Annotated in this window: 21 protein-coding genes and 4 tRNA genes; 23 read left to right on the top strand and 2 right to left on the bottom strand. The window is 36.1% G+C overall.

From position 1 onward, the window contains the following. Positions 1-230 precede the first annotated feature (230 nt). Positions 231-842 carry a spore protease YyaC gene (yyaC, locus tag BEN26_RS07935; protein WP_069799047.1) on the bottom strand — a complete coding sequence of 204 codons (612 nt, stop codon included), beginning with the start codon at positions 840-842 and terminating at the stop codon, positions 231-233. An 89-nt stretch (positions 843-931) separates the two neighbouring features. Here yyaC and BEN26_RS07930 point away from each other — a divergent pair, with 89 nt between their 5' ends. The 19 genes from BEN26_RS07930 (at position 932) to BEN26_RS07840 (ending at position 17171) form a co-directional block, all read left to right on the top strand. Further along, positions 932-1960: a YkvI family membrane protein gene (locus BEN26_RS07930; RefSeq protein ID WP_084818791.1), complete on the top strand. Its 1029-nt coding sequence runs from the start codon at positions 932-934 to the stop codon at positions 1958-1960. A 253-nt stretch (positions 1961-2213) separates the two neighbouring features. Then, positions 2214-3110, top strand: coding sequence for a mechanosensitive ion channel family protein (locus BEN26_RS07925; protein ID WP_069799049.1), 897 nt, complete (start codon positions 2214-2216; stop codon positions 3108-3110). A 6-nt stretch (positions 3111-3116) separates the two neighbouring features. Beyond that, positions 3117-3320: a DUF951 domain-containing protein gene (locus BEN26_RS07920; protein ID WP_069799051.1), complete on the top strand. Its 204-nt coding sequence runs from the start codon at positions 3117-3119 to the stop codon at positions 3318-3320. A gap of 34 nt (positions 3321-3354) precedes the next feature. Next, positions 3355-5364 carry a molybdopterin-containing oxidoreductase family protein gene (locus BEN26_RS07915; protein WP_069799053.1) on the top strand — a complete coding sequence of 670 codons (2010 nt, stop codon included), beginning with the start codon at positions 3355-3357 and terminating at the stop codon, positions 5362-5364. A gap of 263 nt (positions 5365-5627) precedes the next feature. Further along, complete coding sequence (locus tag BEN26_RS07910) at positions 5628-5948, top strand: DUF485 domain-containing protein (RefSeq protein ID WP_068726917.1); 321 nt, start codon at positions 5628-5630, stop codon at positions 5946-5948. Then, complete coding sequence (locus BEN26_RS07905; protein WP_069799055.1) at positions 5948-7519, top strand: solute symporter family protein; 1572 nt, start codon at positions 5948-5950, stop codon at positions 7517-7519. The genes BEN26_RS07910 and BEN26_RS07905 overlap by 1 nt, the downstream gene beginning before the upstream one ends. A 176-nt stretch (positions 7520-7695) precedes the next feature. After that, positions 7696-8796 carry a redox-regulated ATPase YchF gene (gene ychF / locus BEN26_RS07900; protein ID WP_069799057.1) on the top strand — a complete coding sequence of 367 codons (1101 nt, stop codon included), beginning with the start codon at positions 7696-7698 and terminating at the stop codon, positions 8794-8796. A 121-nt stretch (positions 8797-8917) separates the two neighbouring features. Further along, positions 8918-9205, top strand: coding sequence for a 30S ribosomal protein S6 (rpsF, locus tag BEN26_RS07895; RefSeq protein WP_068726911.1), 288 nt, complete (start codon positions 8918-8920; stop codon positions 9203-9205). Between the two features lie 18 nt (positions 9206-9223). Continuing rightward, entirely contained in the window at positions 9224-9667 is a 444-nt protein-coding gene (gene ssb / locus BEN26_RS07890) for a single-stranded DNA-binding protein (protein ID WP_068726909.1), read from the top strand. 30 nt (positions 9668-9697) lie between these two features. Continuing rightward, positions 9698-9928: a 30S ribosomal protein S18 gene (gene rpsR, locus BEN26_RS07885; protein WP_068726907.1), complete on the top strand. Its 231-nt coding sequence runs from the start codon at positions 9698-9700 to the stop codon at positions 9926-9928. Positions 9929-10106: 178 nt separating this feature from the next. Further along, a complete protein-coding gene (locus tag BEN26_RS07880; protein WP_235589120.1) occupies positions 10107-10415 on the top strand; it encodes a MazG-like family protein in 309 nt (102 codons plus the stop codon). A 12-nt stretch (positions 10416-10427) separates the two neighbouring features. Next, positions 10428-11357 carry a YybS family protein gene (locus BEN26_RS07875; protein ID WP_069799060.1) on the top strand — a complete coding sequence of 310 codons (930 nt, stop codon included), beginning with the start codon at positions 10428-10430 and terminating at the stop codon, positions 11355-11357. Between the two features lie 14 nt (positions 11358-11371). After that, on the top strand, positions 11372-13327 hold the full coding sequence (locus tag BEN26_RS07870; RefSeq protein ID WP_069799062.1) for a DHH family phosphoesterase: 1956 nt from the start codon (positions 11372-11374) through the stop codon (positions 13325-13327). Further along, positions 13324-13770 carry a 50S ribosomal protein L9 gene (gene rplI, locus BEN26_RS07865; protein ID WP_068726898.1) on the top strand — a complete coding sequence of 149 codons (447 nt, stop codon included), beginning with the start codon at positions 13324-13326 and terminating at the stop codon, positions 13768-13770. Before BEN26_RS07870 ends, rplI begins: the two co-directional genes overlap by 4 nt. Positions 13771-13794: 24 nt before the next feature. Continuing rightward, a complete protein-coding gene (dnaB, locus tag BEN26_RS07860; RefSeq protein WP_068726896.1) occupies positions 13795-15141 on the top strand; it encodes a replicative DNA helicase in 1347 nt (448 codons plus the stop codon). Between the two features lie 236 nt (positions 15142-15377). Then, on the top strand, positions 15378-16664 hold the full coding sequence (locus tag BEN26_RS07855) for an adenylosuccinate synthase (protein WP_069799064.1): 1287 nt from the start codon (positions 15378-15380) through the stop codon (positions 16662-16664). A 204-nt stretch (positions 16665-16868) separates the two neighbouring features. Further along, a tRNA-Lys gene (locus tag BEN26_RS07850) sits at positions 16869-16944 on the top strand. Between the two features lie 13 nt (positions 16945-16957). Next, positions 16958-17032, top strand: a tRNA-Glu gene (locus tag BEN26_RS07845). Positions 17033-17095: 63 nt separating this feature from the next. Next, positions 17096-17171: transfer RNA gene (locus BEN26_RS07840), tRNA-Phe, on the top strand. Positions 17172-17238: 67 nt separating this feature from the next. Here the strand turns inward: BEN26_RS07840 and BEN26_RS07835 are convergent. Continuing rightward, positions 17239-17604, bottom strand: a complete 366-nt coding sequence (locus BEN26_RS07835; protein WP_069799065.1) for a hypothetical protein — start codon at positions 17602-17604, stop codon at positions 17239-17241. A 144-nt stretch (positions 17605-17748) separates the two neighbouring features. Between BEN26_RS07835 and BEN26_RS07830 the strand changes: the two genes are divergently transcribed. The 4 genes from BEN26_RS07830 (at position 17749) to walK (ending at position 22131) form a co-directional block, all read left to right on the top strand. Beyond that, positions 17749-17824: transfer RNA gene (locus BEN26_RS07830), tRNA-Thr, on the top strand. A gap of 64 nt (positions 17825-17888) precedes the next feature. Continuing rightward, entirely contained in the window at positions 17889-19394 is a 1506-nt protein-coding gene (locus BEN26_RS07825) for a peptidoglycan DD-metalloendopeptidase family protein (RefSeq protein WP_069799067.1), read from the top strand. A 238-nt stretch (positions 19395-19632) separates the two neighbouring features. Next, positions 19633-20337 (top strand): response regulator YycF, encoded by a 705-nt coding sequence (yycF, locus tag BEN26_RS07820; protein WP_068726889.1) that lies wholly within the window; start codon positions 19633-19635, stop codon positions 20335-20337. A 6-nt stretch (positions 20338-20343) separates the two neighbouring features. Then, positions 20344-22131: a cell wall metabolism sensor histidine kinase WalK gene (gene walK, locus BEN26_RS07815; protein ID WP_069799069.1), complete on the top strand. Its 1788-nt coding sequence runs from the start codon at positions 20344-20346 to the stop codon at positions 22129-22131. The last annotated feature ends 7 nt before the right edge of the window (positions 22132-22138 follow it).

Below are 22138 nucleotides of genomic sequence, written 5' to 3'. Positions count from 1 at the left end.
GAGTGAGGAGCAAGCGTGGATGTGGGCGAATACAAGAAAAGGCTATTGGCGTACTGCTCATAGCCCTATCTTGACAAAAGCCCTATCTAACGAGCGATTTAAGCGAGCTGGATATCTAAGTTTTAGCGAGTGTTATTCTGCGAAGTGACGTGTAAACTTTGGAAGCGCCGTATACCGAACGGTACGTACGGTGCTGTGGGAGGTCGGCTGGTCAAATAATGGCCAGCCTCCTACCCGATCATATGATCAACAAATCCAATTGATGGGCTTCGATATGTGGCTGAATTTTGGTTCCAGCAAGTCGTGTTGGTAATCGCATGGGTAATAAGATCTGCCATTTTCATGACTATACTAAGCCTAGTATTTTGTAAAACAAAATATTCCATAAATCCGCCTACATTAACAATTCCAGTAATGTGGAAATGTCCGATCTCAGGTAAATTTTTTTGCACTCCTGCGCCTGGTTTTAATGGACCATTTACTACTTGAATCGTACCCACACTTGTTAATTGTCCTAGACTAGCATCGATCGCGATGATACCTGAATCAGGATACTGGTTTTGGATGATGTCTATCGTATCTTGTAGGTTTAAAGCATGAACTGGTTCATCTAATGTCCCGAAAACCTTTTCATTATAGTCATACAATCTCAATTTTGATCCCACCAAAGGTCCAAGTGAATCACCTGTTGAACGGTCAGTACCAATACATACCACGACCCAATGTTGGTAATCATATTGGTCAATCATTTGTTGTATACGGTTAGTAAGGATATGAAGTGCTTGTGGGTCAGAATAGTCAATCACATATTTAGAACATTGATTGTTTTTAAATAGATTCATAGAAGCCTCCATAAAAATAGTATTACTAGTATATGTAGAAAGGGTTAGAAATATACATAGAACAGGAAGCTATTTGAGGGGTGAATCACTTGCAGAAAAAGATGTGGAATGGTTTAAAAATAGGTTTAACAATTATGGGTACGACCATAGGCGCAGGATTTGCTTCAGGGCGTGAGATTTGGGAGTTCTTTACTTCTTATGGAAGGCAGAGTATCTTTGGACTATTGATTGCCTTAATCTTATTTTCGTTAAGTAGCATCTTTATTCTTTGGATGAGTTGGCTCCATCAAACAGAGAATTATTATGATATTCTGGTATTATTACTAGGAAATACACTTAGCAGGTTATTTGATACCCTTATTTTTTTGTATTTAGTTTCGGGATCAATCATTATGTTGGCTGGAAGCGGTGCAACATTTGTACAATGGAACTTACCTTTTATTTTAGGAGTAGGTATCGTAAGTATTGCAATATGGCTAGTGCTAATTAAGGGAGTTCGTGGCCTGATCAACTTAAACAGTATTCTAATGCCAATTAAAACAGTGATTATTCTAGCGATCGGTTTATTATATATATCTAGAAATCATTCACTTTCAGGACCATTTACTCGTCACTATTTAGAAGTTTGGCCATCTGCGATCACGTATGTTGCTTTTAATATGATCTCTCTATTAGGAGTCCTATCTACAATGGGAAAGAGGATAGAAACAAAAGGAGAAATCATCTTTGGGGGAATAACCAGTATCATTGGTTTGGGCTTAGTAGGGATGATGATCAATCTATCATTATTAAGAGTACCTCATGTTGATCAATATGAGATTCCACTATTTTCCTTAATCCCAACCAACCAACCTATTTTACTGCTTATTGTAAGTGTGATTTTATGGTTAGCCATCTATACAACAGCTTTGTCAAATATCCATGCATTAGTTTATCGCATCCAAAATAAGATAAACCTTTCAACTGGAAAGATCAGTTTAGGCATAATTCTTTTCATTATTCCTTTTACTTTTATTGGTTTTGCTAATTTAGTGAAAGTTTTATATCCTTTATATGGTGTATTAAACTTGTATGTCTTATCTATATTGATTCTCTATCCTTTTCAAAAAACAAGGTAAATAATATAATGAAAAGAAACATCATTAATCTACCAAATGTGGTGATCAAAATGGCGATGAAAGAGCAAAAAAATTGGTTTTAGTTGCTAATCACGTAAGTATTTTAGATCCAGTTTATATTGGCCTGGATTTTAAGAAAATTAGGTGCATTTCCTGTTAAAAGGGATCAGAAAGGATATTATCAAATGTAAAACAAGAGATCAATCATATGGCAAAACAATCCAAATAATATTTTAAAGAAGGAGAGATCTATTTGAGATTCGGATTTTCGCTAAGTCAATTAGATGGAATCGATATAAAATCATTTTGGGACACGATCAGAATGAAGCTATTAGATATCGATTTGTGGGTTGATATTTTCTGGACTATTGTTCAGATTCTTTTTATTTGGATTCTAGCAAAGCTTTTAATCAAGTTAACAGGCAAGATTATAGAAAAGTTTATTATTAGAAAACCTAGATCAAGTTTAAAAGTAGATGAAAGAAGAACAAAAACACTAGGTATTCTTATACAAAACATTGTAAAATATACCATTAATTTCTTAGCTATTCTTATGATTCTGGGAAAGGTCGGGTTTAATTTAGGACCAATTCTAGCAGGAGCTGGAATATTAGGACTAGCTATCGGTTTTGGTGCCCAAAGTTTGGTAAAAGACGTGATTACAGGTTTTTTTATTATATTTGAAGATCAGTTCGCTGTAGGAGATTATATTACAACTGGGAATTTTTCTGGAACTGTTGAAGAAATAGGGTTACGCATAACAAAGATTCGCAACTGGACGGGAGAACTTCATATTATTCCCAATGGAACCATTTCTGAAGTGACAAATTATTCAACACATAATTCAGTCGCTGTCGTTGATGTTGGTATAGCATACGAAGAAGAAATTGATCATGTGATTTCTGTATTGGAAAAATTATTAGCAAATACGTATAAAGAAATGAACGAAATGGTCAAACCACCGGAAATTCTTGGAGTTCAAGAATTAGGGGCCTCAGAAGTTGTCATTCGTGTCATTGCTGAAACTAAACCTATGAATCATTATGCGGTTGCTCGTAAATTAAGGGCAAAAATTAAAAATGGATTTGACCAAGCAGGTATTGAAATTCCTTATCCAAGATTAGTCACTTTTCAAAAAACAAAGGGGTGAACTAAAATGGAAAAGAAACAATTTGATTTAAACGATATCGTAGAAATGAAGAAACCACATCCTTGTGGAACCAATGCATGGAAAGTGATCCGAATGGGGATGGATATACGCATTAAATGTACAGGCTGTAATCATAGTGTGCTCATCCCACGCAGAGAGTTTGAGAGAAAATTAAAAAAGGTGGTTCAAAAGGGAGAAAAAGAGGAGTAAGTAAAGACGAGTAAGTGAAGAGGAGAAACGGAAGATGGGAAAACAGTGGAAAACAGCTTGTCCGTTAAATTGTTATGATGTTTGTGGATTTATTGTAACAATTGATAATAACCAAGTGGTTCGTATCGAAGGCGATCCTGATCATCCAATTACGAAGGGGAACATTTGTGGCCGGGGGAAGATGATTAAAGATCGAATATATGATAAAAGTAGAATTTTATATCCATATAAAAAGGTTGATGATAAATTTATTCGTATTTCTTGGGAGCAAGCATTAAATGAAATCAGTGAGAAAATGCTCCAAATAAAAAAGGAATATGGTCCAACAGCCATTCTTCACAGCTATGATTATTCCTCTAGCGGTTTATTAAAGGAATTAGACAAACGTTTCTTTAATTATTTTGGTGGCATGACAGAAACCGTTGGTAGTCTTTGTTGGGGGGCTGGAATCCAGGCTCAAACTTATGATTTTGGGAATTCATTAAGTCATGCTATTGAGGATGTGTTCAATGCCAAAACAATCGTGGTTTGGGGTAGGAATGTTACATCGACAAATATGCATCTTTATTCCTTTATTCAAGAGGCAAAAAGTAATGGTACTTCATTGATCGTCATAGATCCACTTAAAAATGGGATAGCTAAGAAAGCAGATCTGCATGTTCCTATTCGTCCTGGAATGGATGGGATGTTAGCATTCACCTTGAGTAAAATTATCATCGACAATGGCTGGCATGACAAAGAATTTATCCAACAACATACAATAGGTTTTGAACACTTTGTAAAAGAAATTCAAACCATCGATATTGAATACATTTCCAAGGAAATAAATGTCGATATAGAGATGATCCAAAAATTAGCTTATGTATATACTCAACAAAAGCCAGTGATGACGTTTCTTGGTTTAGGCATGCAAAGATATGCAAATGGGGGAAATACCATTCGAGCGATTGATGCATTAGTTGCTTTATCCGGTAATATTGGTATATCTGGTGGAGGGGTTAACTATGCAAATTTAGCTGTGGGTAGAAGCTTTAACTGGGCAGAATTACTTGAAGAAGAGAAAAGGGAAGCCTATCGTACCTTCACAAGACCTACACAGGCAGAAGAAATTTTAGCTGCCAATGATCCACCTATTAAGATGATGTTTATTACAAGAAGCAATGTAGTTACTCAATTACCACAAACAGCTCGTACAATGGAAGCTCTGAATAAAGTAGAAATCAAAGTTGTAATTGATATGTTTATGACTGATACTGCGAAAATGGCAGATTATATTCTTCCTTCCACATTTGTTTTTGAAGAGGAGGACATTTATTATGGATCGATGTTCCATCGAGTGATGAGATATGGTCCAAAATTGATTGATCCACCTGGTGAAGCTTGGGCCGACCTAAAGATTTGGACAGAATTGGCCAAAAAATTAAGGCTTGAAGGCTTTGAAAAAACGATTGAAGAATATTTTGAAATTGCACTTCAATCATTAAATGACTATGGAATCGATCTAAAAACATTAAAAGAAAAACAACAAATTGAATTACCTATTCCAGCGATTCCATGGGAGAGTAAAGTATTTGCTACACCTTCAGGAAAGTTTGAGTTTTATTCAGAACAAGCAGAACAAGAAGGATTACCTGCAACGGCAAAAATAATCTATCCAAATGATAGTGTGCAATTACAACCAAAGTTAAAAGAAAAATACCCATATCATTTGCTAACTATTCATCCTAATCGATCATTACATTCGCAACATCAATTTTTGTTATATAAGAAAGGAAACAAACCTTTCGTTATGGTTTCAAAAGAAATTGCAGCAAATCGTCATCTAAAAAATGGTGATCCCGTATCAGTCTATAATGACCGTGGAAAAATTGAAGGAGTAGTAAAGATTCAAGAGGGTTATCATAGGGACACAATCATGATCGAAGAAGGATATTGGTATGAATTAGGTGGACATGTAAATCAATTAACCTCGAATGGAAAATCCGATATGGGCAATGGTAGCATCTTATATGATTGTGCAGTGATGATAGAGAAAATAGGGTAAGAAAATTTTTATAACACGTAAATGAAGTAATCCGTCATACATCGGTTTAAGATAGGATTACTTTTTTTATATCAAATTGTATTATCATATTATTTAGAACTTTCAGAATCTTTTGTTGACTTTTTGCATAAGATAACGATATATTTAATTCAAAGTAATTATTTTACAAGGAGGTGGTTCTAGGTAAGAGTGCGGTAGTTTGGCCTTATTTATAGACATATAGAACAAAAAAAGATGGAGATTAAAGAGGGAGGTAAGGGTGAATGAAAAATCAGGATCAAATCGATTACACTGCCATTTCAAAATCAGAGACGTTTAAAGAACTGATGAATAAAAAGAAAAAATTTATTGTTCCATTATCTATTTTCTTCTTTATTTTTTATTTTACATTACCGATTATGACCGCCTATTCTAAAGTGCTCAACACCCCTGCGCTAGGAGCCATTACATGGGCTTGGGTTTTTGCTTTTGCCCAATTTGTGATGACTTGGACTTTAGTCACGATTTACGCAAGAAAAGCGACACAATTTGATGATAATGTGAATCGAATCTTAGATAAAGTCTTGAAAAGGGGTGGAATGTAGTGAATACGACGGCATTTGTTCTCTTTTTAGTGATTGTCGGGATTACGCTCGTGATCACCTATTATGCTTCTAAGAGAACCAAAACAACGAGTGAATTCTACACAGCTGGTGGGGGACTAACGGGTTGGCAAAATGGTCTTGCGATTGCAGGTGACTATATGTCTGCGGCTTCCTTTCTAGGAATCGCCGGAGCCATTGCCTTAGGAGGATTTGATGGATTTTTCTATAGTATCGGTTATTTGGTTGCTTATCTGGTTGTTCTTTATATTGTAGCAGAGCCACTACGTAACTTAGGAAAATACACCATGGCAGATATGATTGCAGCACGTTTTAATGATCGTAAAGTACGTGGTTTTGCGGCCTTAAATACCATCTCTATCTCTATTTTCTATATGATTGCTCAATTGGTTGGTGCTGGTGGGTTAATTCATCTGCTTTTAGGACTTAATTATTCTACTTCTGTTCTTATCGTTGGAATACTAATGACCATTTATGTTGTATTTGGCGGAATGCATGCCACTAGCTGGGTACAAATTACAAAGGCTGTGCTTTTAATGGCAGGTACCTTTATTATCTCTTTGATCGTATTTGCTAAATTTAACTTTAGCTTCACTAATATGTTTGAACACATGAAAACAGCTACTCCATTAGGGGAAATCTTTTTAAATCCGGGTAATAAGTTTAAGGATCCTATCGATGTTATTTCTTTAAATATGGCATTAGTGTTAGGAACAGCAGGACTTCCTCATATTTTAATTCGCTTTTTTACCGTAAAAGATGCACCTACTGCTCGTAAATCTGTCGTTTATGCGACTTGGTTAATCGGAATCTTCTATGTCATGACGATGTTCCTTGGTTTTGGTGCTGCAGCATTTGTAGGCCATGACAATATCGTTGCTGCTGATAAAGGAGGCAATATGGCTGCTCCATTATTAGCGGAAGTACTTGGAGGAAGCTTCCTATTTGCCTTTGTTTCCGCTGTAGCCTTTGCAACGATCTTAGCGGTTGTCTCTGGCTTAGTTCTATCAGCGGCCTCAGCTTTTGCTCATGATTTTTATGGTCATATCATTCGCCGTGGCCAAGCAACAGAGAAGGAACAGATGTTGGCTGCTCGCTATGCATCGATCGGTGTGGCAGTACTTTCAATTCTTTTAGCATTTTTTGCTCAATCCCTAAACGTATCGTTCTTGGTTGCTTTGGCATTTGCTGTAGCTGCAAGCTCAAACGTACCGGTTATTATCTTTACGATTTATTGGAGAAAATTTAATACAACTGGGGCAGTTACAGGGATGATCGTTGGTTTATTAAGTGCATTACTCTTAATCGCTATCGGACCAAATATATGGAATCCAGAGGCTGGGAAAGCCATTTTGGTAGGGCACCCAATTTTTCCATTAGCTAACCCTGGTATTGTTTCCATTCCTTTAGGCTTTATTGGCGCTTTCTTAGGTACCATCTTATCTTCTAAGAAGGAAGATCCAGCGAAGTATGATGAGATCTTGGTTAAAGCGAATACAGGAATTCATATAGGAAATGTAGTAGAAAAAGTGGTGGACAAAAAAGTAGGTTAAATCCACAGACTTAAATATGGAATCGCTTTCAAAACCATCTTCACTATGATGAAGGTGGTTTTTGATTTGCTTTTTTATAAGAGTGGACTTAAGGCATACTTTTTTTTATACTTAAGAAGTATATATGAAGCATCCTTACAGTACGATGTTCGAATAATCAAGGGGTGAAGGAATAAATGCCATTAACGACTGGAATCGTCGGTTTACCTAACGTAGGGAAATCGACGTTATTTAATGCAATTACTCAAGCAGGTGCAGAATCTGCTAATTATCCATTTTGCACCATCGATCCGAACGTTGGTGTGGTAGAAGTGCCTGATGAAAGATTACAAGTATTAGCTGATATGGTAAATCCTAATCGAATCGTGCCTACTGCCTTTGAATTTGTAGATATTGCTGGATTAGTAAAAGGGGCTTCACGCGGTGAAGGTTTAGGAAACAAATTTTTGTCCCATATCCGTGAGGTTGATGCGATCGCCCATGTGGTTCGTTGTTTTGAAGATGAGAACATTACCCATGTAGCAGGGCAAGTAGATCCAATTAGCGATATTGAAACCATCAATTTAGAATTGATATTGGCCGATTTAGAAACCGTGGAAAAGCGGTTGGAACGGACAAAGAAGAATCTAAAAAGTGGTGAAAAGAAATTTCAATTGGAATATGAAGTGGTTGAAAGGATTCAAAAGGCTTTAGAAAGTGAAAAACCAGCAAGAAGTGTAGAGTTGGATGAAGATGAGAGAAGTTTGATTAAAGACCTTCATCTTCTTACAATGAAACCAGTCTTATATGTAGCAAATGTAAGTGAAGATGATGTGAGTAACTTTGACCAAAATCCTTATGTGCAAAAGGTAAAGGAATATGCAAATCATGAAGGAGCAGAAGTGATTGTAATCAGTGCAAAAGTAGAATCAGAAATCGCTGAGCTTGAAGGTGAAGATAAGCAGTTATTTTTACAAGAATTAGGACTGAATCAATCAGGATTAGATCGTTTGATTCAAGCTGCTTACAAGTTGCTTGGTTTAATCACCTACTTTACTGCAGGGGTTCAAGAGGTCAGAGCTTGGACGATTAAAAAGGGAACAAAAGCCCCCCAAGCTGCAGGAGTGATTCATAGTGATTTTGAACGGGGTTTCATCAGAGCTGAAGTCGTGGGTTATGAGGATTTAGTTGCTTCAGGTTCAATGAATCAAGCAAAGGAAAAAGGCCTCCTACGTTTAGAGGGGAAAGATTATGTAGTAAAAGATGGAGATGTCATGCACTTTAGATTTAATGTATAATCCTAAATTACATTTGCTATAGGCAGATAAATATGATAAAATTTAAAAATGCGAGTTCTATGACCTCGCTCCTTGCCCTATAGAGAAATAGGGCCGTTAAGTCCAGAAGGAGGTGAATCTGATGCGTAAATACGAAGTGATGTATGTATTACGCCCAGACCTTGAGCAAGAAGCTACTAAAGAATTAGTGGAAAAGTTCCAAAGCTTAATTACTAATAATGGTGGCGAAATTGAAAAGCAAGAGGAAATGGGTAAGCGTCGCTTAGCATACGAAATTAAAGGATATCATGAAGGTTACTATGTTTTAGTAAACTTCCAATCCGAACCAAGTGTAGTTGCTGAGTTAGATCGCGTATTAAAAATCACTGATGGTGTTATCCGTTTTCTGATCGTTAAGGATGTTAAATAGGTTTAAGGGGGAATTATAATGTTAAACCGTGTCATCTTAATTGGACGACTAACACGAGACCCTGAATTAAGATATACTCCAAGTGGAGTAGCAGTCTCAACTTTTACCCTTGCGGTGGATCGTAATTATACCAACCAGCAAGGACAAAGAGAGGCCGATTTTATCAATATTGTTACATGGAGAGGGCTTGCAGAGAACGTAGCGAACTATTTAAAGAAGGGCCGCCTAACAGCTGTTGAAGGTCGTATCCAAACCCGCCATTATGATAATAATGAGGGTAAACGAGTATACGTAACAGAGGTAGTAGCGGATAATGTTCGTTTTCTAGAATCGTCTAACAATCCAAAAAATGATCCGTTTACTTCAGGATTTAATCAAAATGACCGGTATGATAAAGGACAAGACCCCTTTGCTGATGACGGAAGTCCTATCGATATATCAGATGACGATCTACCATTTTAAATTTACCTTTCAGTTAAAGGAGGGAATAAGATGGCTCGCAAACAACGTGGCGGAAAACGTCGTAAAGTATGTTACTTTACTGTGAATAAAATCACTTACATTGACTATAAAGATGTAGATTTGCTAAAGAAGTTTATCAGTGAACGCGGTAAAATTTTACCTCGTCGTGTAACTGGTACTTCTGCTAAATATCAACGCCAATTAACAGCTGCAATTAAACGTGCACGTCAAATTGCTTTACTTCCATTTACTACTGAATAATGTTACTATTTTTTATAGGCAGTTTTGCTTGATAGCAAACTGTCTTTTTCAATATCTATGGGTAATTTGTCTTTCATTGTAATGGAATCAACCTTTTGGAAGGAAAAAGAAATCTTTTTGTTGAAGTATATAAGATTGAGAATTAAACTGAGGTTGTGGATGAAAGGAGTAGATTTTCTTGGACAAGTCCAGCAACATGCACATCGCTAAGAATTTGAAAGTGATGGAATGGCTAAAGGCTGAAATTATTGAACGAGTTGGTGGATTGTTTAAAGGTTTATTTCATGGCAATGAATCCTATATTATAGATAGTATGGCTGGATTATTAATTGCTGTTTATGTACTTGCAAGAAGAATTGGTATTCCCTTCCACCAAATTGATTCAGCAGTGATGGAAAAGTTACATAATCATCAAAAAGAGGGACACGAAATAGAGGAATGGTATGGAGACCTCTCTATTTTGGAACAATATATGAAAAAACGCTAAGAGGTGTTGTTTTTGCGGAATTTAAAAGGAATGGTAGAAGGTTCAATTATCACAGGGATATCCCTAATCTTTCTTCTACTGTCTATGTATACGCCAATTGGAATTATGCAATTCTTTATGCCAATTCCTTTCATCATCTATGGATACCGCCATGGCTTGAAACAAGGAATATGGGTCATCCTAATCAATATCGCTTTATCTTTTTTTATTGGTCAATTTTTTGGTTTAGTTTTTGTGTTTTTTGCTGGAACCATAGGTATCGTAATGGGTGTATTATATAAAGGAGACCATGCTTTACCAGCTATTATTGGTGGGGTAATCACTACATTAGTTAATTTTATTATTGGTTTAATCATTTCAAGTCAATTATTTGGAATCGATCTTGTAGAACAATTTAAAACGCTCATGCGATCATCTTTAGAAACAGTCAAGAATATGGGTAGTGTTCTTGGAAGTCAGGAACAAATCAATCAAACTTTTGAAATGTATCATCGATTCATTGATATGATCGATTTAATACTACCTGTTTTGTTGATTAACTCAGCGATTATTATTGTACTTTTTAATCATTTTTTTGCAGTTAAAATCATGAAAAGATTGGGTACGCCAATACCACAACTTCCTCCGTTTAGAGAATGGAGATTTCCTAGAAGTATTGTTTATTATTATATACTTACCATGATTGCAATAAGCATAAAATCAGTTTATGAAATCAATACATTAAAAATAATCGTTAGTAATTTGTATCCAATATTGCAAATGCTTCTTTTGGCTCAAGGGCTATCTTTTCTCTTCTTTTTAGCTCATATGAAAGGCTTTAAGAAGGGTATTCCTATTATCGTTTCTATTGTGGCAATATTAAATCCTTTTTTATCACAAGTTTTGATCCTATTAGGGATGGTAGACCTAGGTTTCCATTTAAGAAATAAGCTTAAAGTTTAGGGGCTGATTTTCAAATGCCTAATTTCTTATTAAATCGTTGGCATGGATTCCATGTCATTTTCACTTTTATTTTTAGTCTTATATTACTTGGATTTTTAGCCTATTATCATTGGTTATTTGCTGCCATTGGTAGTTTGGTTTTGTTTGGATTAGTTTATTTTACCTATTTGGCTGAGCTTCGCTTTAAAAAAGAATTGAATCAATATATCGCTACGCTCTCCCATCGTATCCAAAAGGTTGGGGTTGAAGTCTTGCAACAGATGCCTATTGGAGTTCTACTATTTAATGAAGAAGGCAAAATAGAATGGCACAATTCATATCTCCTAGAGATCACTGGTGAAAAAGATCTGATTGGGAAAAAAGTCTCTGAAGTATTTTCGACAATTAATTTAGAAGAATTAAATGTAAAGAAAGATATTCATTATCAAGACAAGATTTATGAAGTTGAGTTTCGTAAGAATGAAAGACTTATCTTTGTAATGGATGTGACAGAATATAAGAATCTCCAATCTCAATATAAGGACGAACAACCGGTCTTTGGAATAATCCACCTAGACAATTTTGATGAGGTAGCACAAGGAATGGATGATTTAAATCGTAGTCTATTGCTTACCAATATCACAAGTACAATCAATGATTGGGCTTCTAAATTGGGGATTTATATTAGAAGATATACTTCAGATAAGTTTTTTATTGTAACCACACAAAAGGTATTGGAACAAATGGAGAAATCTCGTTTTGATATTTTAGATATTGTACGTGAAATGACAGAGGATAACAAAATTCCATTTACATTAAGTATTGGAATTGGCGCAGGGGCAAGTTCGTTAATTGAGATCGGACAAATGGCTCAATCCAGTTTAGATATTGCATTAGGCCGTGGTGGAGACCAAGCGGCGGTCAAAGTAGGGGAACGTTTATCTTTTTATGGTGGAAAATCTAATGCTGTTGAGAAACGAACAAGGGTTAGAGCGAGAGTAATCGCTCATGCTCTTAAGGATTTGATTCAAGAAAGTGACATAGTCTTAATTATGGGGCACAAAACTCCTGACATGGATGCAATCGGTGCTTCAATTGGTATTTTAAAAGCTGTGCGGGTGAATGATCGGAAAGGTTATGTAGTCTTAGACCAGCCTAATCCTTCGATTGAAAAATTATTAGATGAAGTTTCTCATCATAAAGAGTTACCTCAATATTTCTTAACACCAGAAAAAGCATTAAGCATGGTATCGTCAAGAACCTTACTTATTATGATTGATACCCATAAACCCTCTATGACGATCGAGCCTAGATTGGTTGAAAAGATTGATCGGGTTGTGGTGATCGACCATCATCGCCGTGGAGAAGAATTTGTTGAAGATCCAGTCCTTATTTATATTGAACCCTATGCCTCTTCCACTAGTGAACTTGTAACAGAATTGCTTCAGTATCAAAAAGATAAGTTTTCTATGGATCCATTAGAGGCAACTGCATTACTTGCAGGGGTAGTGGTTGATACAAAAGGGTTTGGCTTCAGAACAGGTTTTAGAACTTTTGATGCAGCTTCATTTTTAAGGCGAAATGGAGCAGACCCCATATTAGTTCAAAAACTTTTAAAAGAAGATATCGAGCAATATATTCAAAAGGCAGAATTAGTAAAAAGGGCTAGGATTGTTTTTGATAATATCGCAATCGCTGTAGCTGAAGGGAAAAACGATCAATTGATGATTGCTCAAGCTGCAGATACGTTATTAAACATGAGTGGTATTTTTGCGGCTTTTGTTATTAGTGTTCGCACCGATGGCCTTACCTCAATTAGTGCACGTTCATTAGGACAAGTAAATGTACAATTAATAATGGAAAGAATGGGAGGCGGTGGCCATCTAACAAATGCTGCTGCTCAGTTAGAAGGAGTTACCGTTGAAGAAGCAGAAACAAGATTGATAGAGGTATTACAAACATATCAACAAGAAGGAGGATTAACCATATGAAAGTGATCTTGCTAAAGGATGTAAAAGGACAAGGGAAAAAAGGTGATATTAAGGAAGTATCTGATGGATACGCTAGAAATTTTTTGATAGCTAAAGGATTAGCCAAAGAAGCGACAACAGGTAATGTAAAAGAGTTAGAAGCTCATAAACAAAGTGAACTAAAAAGAAAAGCGGATGAATTAACAAATGCAAAGAAATTGGCAGAGGAACTAGAGAAAATAACGATTACTATTCCCTCTAAAGCAGGTGAGGGCGGTAAATTGTTTGGTGCAATTACAACAAAACAGATCGCAGACCAATTAAAAAAACAAAATATAAACATTGATAAAAGGAAAATTTTATTAGATGAACCGATTCGTCATTTAGGTTATACTCAAGTATTGATAAAACTTCATCCAGAAGTAACTGCAACGATTAAAGTACAAGTTGTCGAAGAAAAATAGAGACTAAGATAGAGGGGAACTCTCATGAGTGAACTTTTTTTAGATCGAATTCCACCGCAAAATGTGGAAGCGGAACAGGCTGTTTTAGGTGCAATTCTATTAGAAAAAGAAGCGCTAATCACCGTGATGGAGATTCTATCACCTGATGATTTTTATCGAAGTGCTCATCAAAAGATCTATCGATCTATGATCGAGTTATCTGAAATGGGTGAACCTGTTGATCTGATTACGTTAACTGCGGATCTACAAACTAAAAAGCTGCTAGAGGAAGTGGGGGGTGTTTCTTACCTTACAGACCTAGCAAATGCAGTACCGACAGCAGCCAATGTTGAATATTACGCCAAAATTGTTGAAGAAAAAGCAATTTTAAGGCGATTGATCCGTGCAGCAACGGAAATTGCAAGCACTGGTTATATTGGCAGTGATGATATAGGAGAAATCATAGGAGATGCAGAAAAACGTATCCTAGAGATTTCACAAAAACGATCAAAAGATGGATTTATTCCGATTAAGGACGTATTGATGGAAACGTTGGATCGTATTGAATTCTTGCACCATCATAAAGGAGATATCACAGGGATTCCATCTGGGTTTACAGATTTAGATAAAATGACATCTGGCTTTCAGAAATCTGATTTGATTATCCTAGCAGCTAGACCTAGTGTGGGGAAAACCGCATTTGCTTTAAATGTAGCTCAGAATGTGGCGGCAAGGGCAAAGGAAGTTGTTGCGATCTTTAGTTTGGAGATGTCAGCTAGTCAGCTCGTCCAAAGGATGATTTCTGCAGAGGGAAATATTGATGCTCACAAACTGCGTACTGGTATGATGGAAGAGCATGACTGGCAAAAGTTGACGATGGCCATGACTACCTTGTCTGAAGCACCAATATATATTGATGATTCTCCAGGTGTGACGGTCTACGACATCCGTTCCAGATGTAGAAGATTAAAAGTGGAAAAAGGGTTAGGCCTTATTGTCATTGACTATTTGCAATTGATCCATGGCCGTGGCAAATCTGATAATCGCCAACAGGAGATCTCGGAGATTTCTAGACAGCTTAAAGGGATTGCTAGGGAACTAAATGTTCCAATTATCGCATTATCCCAGTTAAGTCGTGCAGTAGAACAAAGACAAGATAAAAGGCCAATGTTATCAGATATCCGTGAATCTGGTAGTATTGAGCAGGATGCAGATATTGTTGCTTTTTTGTATCGCGATGATTATTATAATCCGGAAACAGAAAAACAAAATATTATCGAAATTATTATTGCTAAACAAAGAAACGGACCGGTTGGTAAAGTAGAATTGGTATTCTTAAAGAATTTTAATAAATTCGTAAATTATGCTAAAGAACAACATAATGAAGAATAAAAACGAAATAAACAAGAAAAATAAGTGAAGGATTCTTTCTATTTTCCAGAAGAGTTTCCTTCGTTTTTTTTATCAAAATCATTTAAAACGTTAACAAAATGAAGCAAAAATACGAATAATAATATATATATTTAATTAAATGTTCGTATTTGTCGTTGACAAGGGGAATAAGCATTGCTAAACTTTATATGTATTGAAATACGACTTTTAAAGGACAAAAAACTGGAGGTGTTTCCATGTCTACTGTCGTTGTAGTAGGAACACAATGGGGAGACGAAGGAAAAGGAAAGGTTACCGATTATCTAGCTGAAAAAGCGGAAGTTGTTGCAAGGTATCAAGGTGGGAATAATGCAGGTCATACGATCACAATTTATGGAAAGAAATTTAAGCTGCATCTTATACCATCTGGGATTTTTTATAGTGATAAAATATGTGTGATTGGCAATGGAATGGTGATTGACCCCAAGGCATTAGTTCAAGAACTTAACTATATTCATGAACAAGGATTTAGTACAAAGAATTTAAGAATTAGTAATCGTGCGCATGTGATCATGCCTTACCATATTAAGTTGGATCTTGTAGAAGAAGAAAGAAAAGGTAGTAACAAAATCGGAACAACGGGTAAAGGAATTGGACCCGCATATATGGACAAAGCGGCTAGAGTTGGGATTCGTATCGCTGATTTGTTAGATGAACAGGAATTTGAAAAAAAATTAAGAAGGAATCTTGAAGAGAAAAACCGTCTATTTGAAAAATTTTATGAAACAGATGGGTTTAAAGCAGAGAAAATTTTAGAGGAATATGCGATATATCGTGAAATCATCAGACCTTACGTGGTTGATACTTCTGTCGTTTTAAATGATGCCATTGACCAAGGGAAAAGGGTATTATTTGAAGGAGCCCAAGGGGTTATGCTTGATATTGATCAAGGTACTTACCCATTTGTCACTTCATCTAATCCTGTGGCAGGTGGAGTGACGATTGGTTCTGGTGTAGGTCCAACAAAAATTCATCATGTTGTAGGTGTTGCAAAAGCCTATACGACTCGTGTTGGCGATGGGCCATTTCCTACTGAATTGAATAATGAAATAGGTGATCGAATTCGTGAAGTCGGCAACGAGTATGGAACAACGACAGGAAGACCTAGACGAGTAGGCTGGTTTGATAGTGTGGTTGTAAGACATGCTCGACGTGTTAGCGGAATTACCGAGTTATCTTTAAATTCAATTGATGTATTGACAGGTATTCCTACATTAAAAATTTGTAAAGCATATAAGTATAACGGAGAAATCATTGAGGAGTTCCCCGCCAATTTAAGGGTGTTAGCTGAATGTGTGCCTGTTTATGAAGAGCTACCTGGATGGGATGAAGATATTACCGGTGTTCGTAGTTTAAATGACTTACCAGTAAATGCTCGTCATTATATCGAACGAATTTCCCAACTCACTGGAATCCCTATTGCCATCTTCTCAGTAGGGCCAAATCGAGAACAAACAAATATGATAAAAGGCGTATTTGCATAGGCCATCTATTTTTTTCAATATGATCATAGAACCCACAAAAGGAATCGCAATAGTTTTTAAAGAAGCCATCACTTTTGTGGGTTTTTAATTCTGAAAGTTGGATTTGTAGAATAAAGAATCTTTTTGGCGAAAAATGTGCAAAAAAGGTTGCATATTAATTTCTATCGTGGTAATATATTTTTTGTGTCCAAGAGGACAAGTTGTGAGCCATTAGCTCAGCAGGTAGAGCACCTGACTTTTAATCAGGGTGTCACAGGTTCGAATCCTGTATGGCTCACCATTTTTATGCGTATGGCCCGTTGGTCAAGTGGTTAAGACACCGCCCTTTCACGGCGGTAACAGGGGTTCGAATCCCCTACGGGTCACCATACGGGACTAGCTACGCGTCGGAATCCCGTTAGCTTTGCGATTTTAATGTTTTTTTATAATAAGGTTCGGTAGCTCAGTCGGTAGAGCAGAGGACTGAAAATCCTCGTGTCGGCGGTTCGATTCCGTCCCGAACCACCATAAAATGATATACTTTCCGCTTTCCCTACTTTAATAAGTAGGTTTTTCTATTTTCTGAAACATAAACTCAAGTCATTCCGTTATATTTTTTGATGATGTTTTCTACCTGAGGAGCTTGATCCTCATTCATTACAACGGTTAGTAAAATGTTCGGTGGTATCGCAGTTCTATTACCATCTGCCATTCCACTTGCACTGACATCTGCCGCAGCTAGTACTTCTGCGTTATCATTTACTAATGAACCTAATGTTAAATCAGTTAAACTGTCAAATCGACTTGTGATGGGATTTACCTGATCATTTAATTGGTCTCCAGGATAAAAAGCTATTCGATCTACTTGGGTTTCAATTGAATTGTATTGCTGTAGCTCGCTTGCCGCTTTTTGTGCATCTTCAACAGATCGAAAATAAGCCAATATATTTCTTTGGTTCATCATTTTGCCTCCCTTCAAATATAGTGTATATAGAATGCTTGAAGAGCATACATTTTACTAGTGTTCTAAAAATGTTCAGATTTTTCCACTTGAAGTGACAAGCTATATTATGGTAAATTTGAACATATGGAGGCTTTAAAACATGCCGATGTGGCTCAGCTGGTAGAGCAGCTCATTCGTAATGAGCAGGTCGTGGGTTCGAGTCCCATCGTCGGCTCCACTTTAAAAATAGGACATTCTTATGTGAGAGAGAGAAAAATAAACTCCATAAAAAGGAGGTTGTCATGGCGACGTTCAATGATAAATTTACCGATTTTAAAGGTAAATTCCAAAAGGACTTAACCAAGGCTAGTAATTGGGGAAAAACAATAGTTCAGACCGTACAACAATATATTCAATCAAATAAGAAAAGATCAATCATCATTGGTTCAATTACAGGCACAATTTTTATGACTACCCTTTTTGGTGTAGGCTATTATCAGGCAAATGCCGTAAATCTTTATCACGTCTATTTAGATGGTAAAGAAGTTGGGGTTGTTAATAATAAAGAAGTAGTTGAACAATGGAAAGAGCAAGTTTTAAAGCAAGCCCAGAATACATATAGCACGATAACATTAAATTTTGGAAATAAGATTACATATCAGGAAGAGAAGAAATTTAAAGGCCAGTTTGATAACGCTAAGACTTTAAGTGCTCTAAAAGATGCCTTCTCGATTCAAGCGACAGCTGTTGAACTCGTAGTGAATGGAAAAGTAGTTGGATATGTAAAAGATCAAAAAACAGCAGATTTAATACTTGAGCAAATCAAACAGCCTTTTCTTCCAAACAAGAATAAAGATAAAGTAAAAGCAGCTTCTCTTGATGGAAACAATCAACAAATTAGAAAGTTAGATCAAATTCAAATTAAAGAAGAAGTTGTTACCAAAGAGGTTAAAGTAACACCAGCAGAAATTTTATCTGCAGAAGATATGGTGACATTGTTAAAACAAGGGACCTTAGAACAGAAAAAATATATTGTGAAACAAGGAGATACACTTTCTGGAATTGCCCAACAATTTGGCATCACGACGAAACAGATATATCAATTGAATCCTAATATTAAAGGTGAATTCATCAATATTGGTGACGAAGTGATTGTTACAGCCAAAACTCCGCTTGTTACTGTTCAAACAAAAGAAACAGTGATCAATCAAGAAAGAATTCCTTACAAAGTGGTTTATCAAAAGGATTCATCGATGTACTCAAACCAAACAAAAGTGGTACAACAAGGTTCCGATGGTAAGAAAAGTGTGGAATACTCGATATTGAAGGAAAATGGAGTAACCACGCAAAAAACAATTCTAAAAGAAACGGTTATTTCTGAAGCAAAAGATAAAATTGTGAAGAAGGGTACTAAAATTGTTCCTTCACGTGGTTCTGGTACATTATTATGGCCAACAGTAGGAGGAATTATTACCAGTAAGTATGGTTCAAGATGGGGTAGGACTCATGAAGGAATCGATATATCTGGAGTAAGTAATCGTACGATCAAAGCAGCAGATAGTGGAAAAGTCGTTTTTGCTGGTTGGAATGGTGCTTACGGTAAAGCTATTATCATTGATCATGGAAATGGTATGAAAACCCTATACGGCCATTTAAGCCAGATCATGGTCTCTAGTGGAGATAAAGTAGCAAAAGGCCAGCAGATCGGTGTAATGGGAAATACGGGACGTTCTACAGGAACCCATTTACATTTTGAAGTATTGGTCAATGGCAGCAATAGAAACCCATTAAATTATGTAAGAAGATAATCCTGTAAACTAAGGTAGGTTATGTTCAATCAAGGACAAACCTACTTTTTTTTTATGCTGAAGAAAGTATAAATTTCTTCCAGAATTGCCCTTCTCTCCTTAATCTTTATTCATAGAAGGGTGTCTCATAGAAGGGTGTCACATTTATGGTTTTTTTGTTGTGGTTTTCTATGTATTCAGATTGATATACCTTGTGATAAACTTAAATAGATAAGGTTAGAGACAAGGGGGATACGGGGTGAAGTATCGAATTTTAATTGTTGAAGATGAACGGCCAATCTCAGATATTTTAAAATTTAGTTTTGAAAAGGAAGGTTATGAGGTCCTTACCGCTTTTGATGGTTTTGAGGCAATTCAAAAGGTAAGGGATCATCATCCAGATATTATTTTATTAGATATCATGTTACCTGGCAAAGATGGATTAGAGGTTTGCAAGGAAGCAAGAACTCTTACAGATAAACCAATCATTATGCTAACAGCAAAGGATACAGAAGTAGATAAAGTGCTTGGTTTAGAAATGGGTGCAGATGATTATGTAACAAAACCTTTTTCTAATAGAGAGTTAATTGCACGGGTGAAAGCAAATTTAAGAAGAGTCTATTCTTTAGACCAAGCCAATCATCAAGCTCAACAAATACAAATTGGGGAAATTACTATTTATCCATCTACTTATATCGTAAAGAAAATAGAAATGATTATAGAATTAACCCACCGGGAATTTGAACTTCTATATTATTTAGCAAAACATGTTGGACAAACTTTAACCAGAGAGCATTTATTACAGGCTGTATGGGGTTACGACTATTTTGGGGATGTCCGTACTGTAGATGTAACGATTAGAAGATTACGGGAAAAGATTGAAGATGACCCTGGCCGACCAGCCTATATTATTACGAGAAGGGGATTGGGTTATGTATTACGTTATCCATCCGAAAAGGAGTAGTTTCCTTTGAAAGGTTGGAAGTTTTTTCAAAGTATTCAATGGAAATTGGTTGTGATTTATCTCTTACTTATTCTAATATCGATGCAAATTATAGGAATCTATTTTATTCGATCTTTAGAGAGTTATTATTTAGATAATTTTAATGAAACTTTTGCAACACAGGGAAATTTATTAGCAGTAAACCTTGAAAGATATTTAACAGAGGATGGGAAAACAGAGGCAGAGAAAAGAGCAGATATTGACTATTTAGTAGATAATTTATTTGCGTTAAATGGCGTTGATGTCTCGATTATTGATAGTAATGGTGTAATTTTAAGTTCTACGGAGAAGGTTAGTCCAAGCATTATCGGGCAAAAAATTTATCAAACAGAAGTGAATCGGGCATTATTAGGTACAAGAGATGAAGCGATTCGGATTGATGCCAAGACAGGACATCGTACCAAATATTTAGCTCTGCCTATAAAGCAGGGTAATAATGTACTTGGTGCTGTATTCATGAAAGCCTCGATTGAGGGAGTATATGATACGATTTATCGGATTAGTAATATTTTAATGACAGCAACACTTATTGCCTTATTATTTACAGCATGGCTAGGTTTTATTTTATCTAGAACGATTACAAAGCCAATTAAAGATATTACTACTCAAGCGGTTTCACTAACAAAAGGGGATTTTAATCAAAGAGTTAAGATATATGGGGATGACGAAATTGGCCGTTTAGCAGATACCTTTAATAAGATGGCGATTAGATTAAAAGAAGCTATCGACCAAAATGAAGAGGAAAAAGAGAAGTTCGCCTCGATTCTAAGCCATATGAGTGATGGGGTTATCGCTACAAATGCTCATGGAAGGATCATCGTTGTTAACCAAAGAGCATTGGAGATTATTGGGTTTTCTGAAAGTGAAGTTATCGAAAAACAGATCAATCAACTATTTTCTCTACATTCTTTCCCCCCTGCAAAAGAGGAAGAAAGTATGATTGTAGATTATGAGGTTGAAAACGAACATAAGGCATTAAAAATGACATTTAACAAGATTCATCGGATTAACCGTGGGGAAATTGGCATGATTATCGTACTACAGGACGTTACAAAGGAACAAAAATTGGAACAGATACGTAAGGACTTCGTGGCAAATGTTTCTCATGAGCTAAGAACCCCTTTAACAACAATAAAAAGTTATCTTGAGGCTTTAGAAGATGGAGCTGTTGAAGACATTGAACTCTCACATCGATTTATCAAAGTAGCTAGCCATGAAACAGATCGGATGATTCGTTTAGTTAGTGATTTATTACATCTTTCTCACTTAGATGATCAACAAACAAAGCCTAACAAAACATTGGTTTCTGTTAAGGAGATGATTGAAGATGTCATTGATCGTTTTTCATTTCAATCTAAACAAAGATCAATCGATTTGTCTTCCCATCTCCCTGAGTATTTGCCAACAGTTGAATTAGATCGTGATCACATTGATCAAGTATTGGATAATTTAATATCTAATGCCCTTAAATATACCAAAGAAGGCGGAGAAATCATTGTATCAGCAAGATTAAAACATCATGATTTAATCATTGAGGTAGTAGATACGGGAATTGGTATCTCAAAAAAACATCTATCTAGACTCTTTGAACGTTTTTATCGGGTTGACAAGGCAAGATCAAGAGAAATGGGTGGAACAGGCCTTGGTTTAGCCATTGCTAAAGAGATCGTTAAAGCACATGATGGAGATATTATGATTGAAAGTGAAGTAGACAAAGGAACAAGAGTTATTGTTACGATTCCAGTCTCGAAGTAAAGGAGGT

Origin of the sequence: Tepidibacillus sp. HK-1, assembly GCF_001748485.2 — a bacterium.
Taxonomy (GTDB): Bacteria; Bacillota; Bacilli; order Tepidibacillales; family Tepidibacillaceae; genus Tepidibacillus_B; species Tepidibacillus_B infernus.
The sequence above is the reverse complement of the archived record's forward strand: the minus strand, read 5'-3'. Positions and strand labels throughout refer to the sequence as shown.

Bases quoted from the DNA above. Each gene is read 5' to 3' on its own strand.
- BEN26_RS07825 (WP_069799067.1), top strand. From the start codon at position 17,889: ATGGCGACGTTCAATGATAAATTTACCGATTTTAAAGGTAAATTCCAA.
- yyaC (WP_069799047.1), bottom strand. From the start codon at position 842: ATGAATCTATTTAAAAACAATCAATGTTCTAAATATGTGATTGACTAT.
- BEN26_RS07835 (WP_069799065.1), bottom strand. From the start codon at position 17,604: ATGAACCAAAGAAATATATTGGCTTATTTTCGATCTGTTGAAGATGCA.
- BEN26_RS07855 (WP_069799064.1), top strand. From the start codon at position 15,378: ATGTCTACTGTCGTTGTAGTAGGAACACAATGGGGAGACGAAGGAAAA.
- BEN26_RS07915 (WP_069799053.1), top strand. From the start codon at position 3,355: ATGGGAAAACAGTGGAAAACAGCTTGTCCGTTAAATTGTTATGATGTT.
- ssb (WP_068726909.1), top strand. From the start codon at position 9,224: ATGTTAAACCGTGTCATCTTAATTGGACGACTAACACGAGACCCTGAA.
- ychF (WP_069799057.1), top strand. From the start codon at position 7,696: ATGCCATTAACGACTGGAATCGTCGGTTTACCTAACGTAGGGAAATCG.
- rplI (WP_068726898.1), top strand. From the start codon at position 13,324: ATGAAAGTGATCTTGCTAAAGGATGTAAAAGGACAAGGGAAAAAAGGT.
- BEN26_RS07910 (WP_068726917.1), top strand. From the start codon at position 5,628: ATGAAAAATCAGGATCAAATCGATTACACTGCCATTTCAAAATCAGAG.
- rpsR (WP_068726907.1), top strand. From the start codon at position 9,698: ATGGCTCGCAAACAACGTGGCGGAAAACGTCGTAAAGTATGTTACTTT.
- BEN26_RS07920 (WP_069799051.1), top strand. From the start codon at position 3,117: ATGGAAAAGAAACAATTTGATTTAAACGATATCGTAGAAATGAAGAAA.
- rpsF (WP_068726911.1), top strand. From the start codon at position 8,918: ATGCGTAAATACGAAGTGATGTATGTATTACGCCCAGACCTTGAGCAA.
- dnaB (WP_068726896.1), top strand. From the start codon at position 13,795: ATGAGTGAACTTTTTTTAGATCGAATTCCACCGCAAAATGTGGAAGCG.
- BEN26_RS07870 (WP_069799062.1), top strand. From the start codon at position 11,372: ATGCCTAATTTCTTATTAAATCGTTGGCATGGATTCCATGTCATTTTC.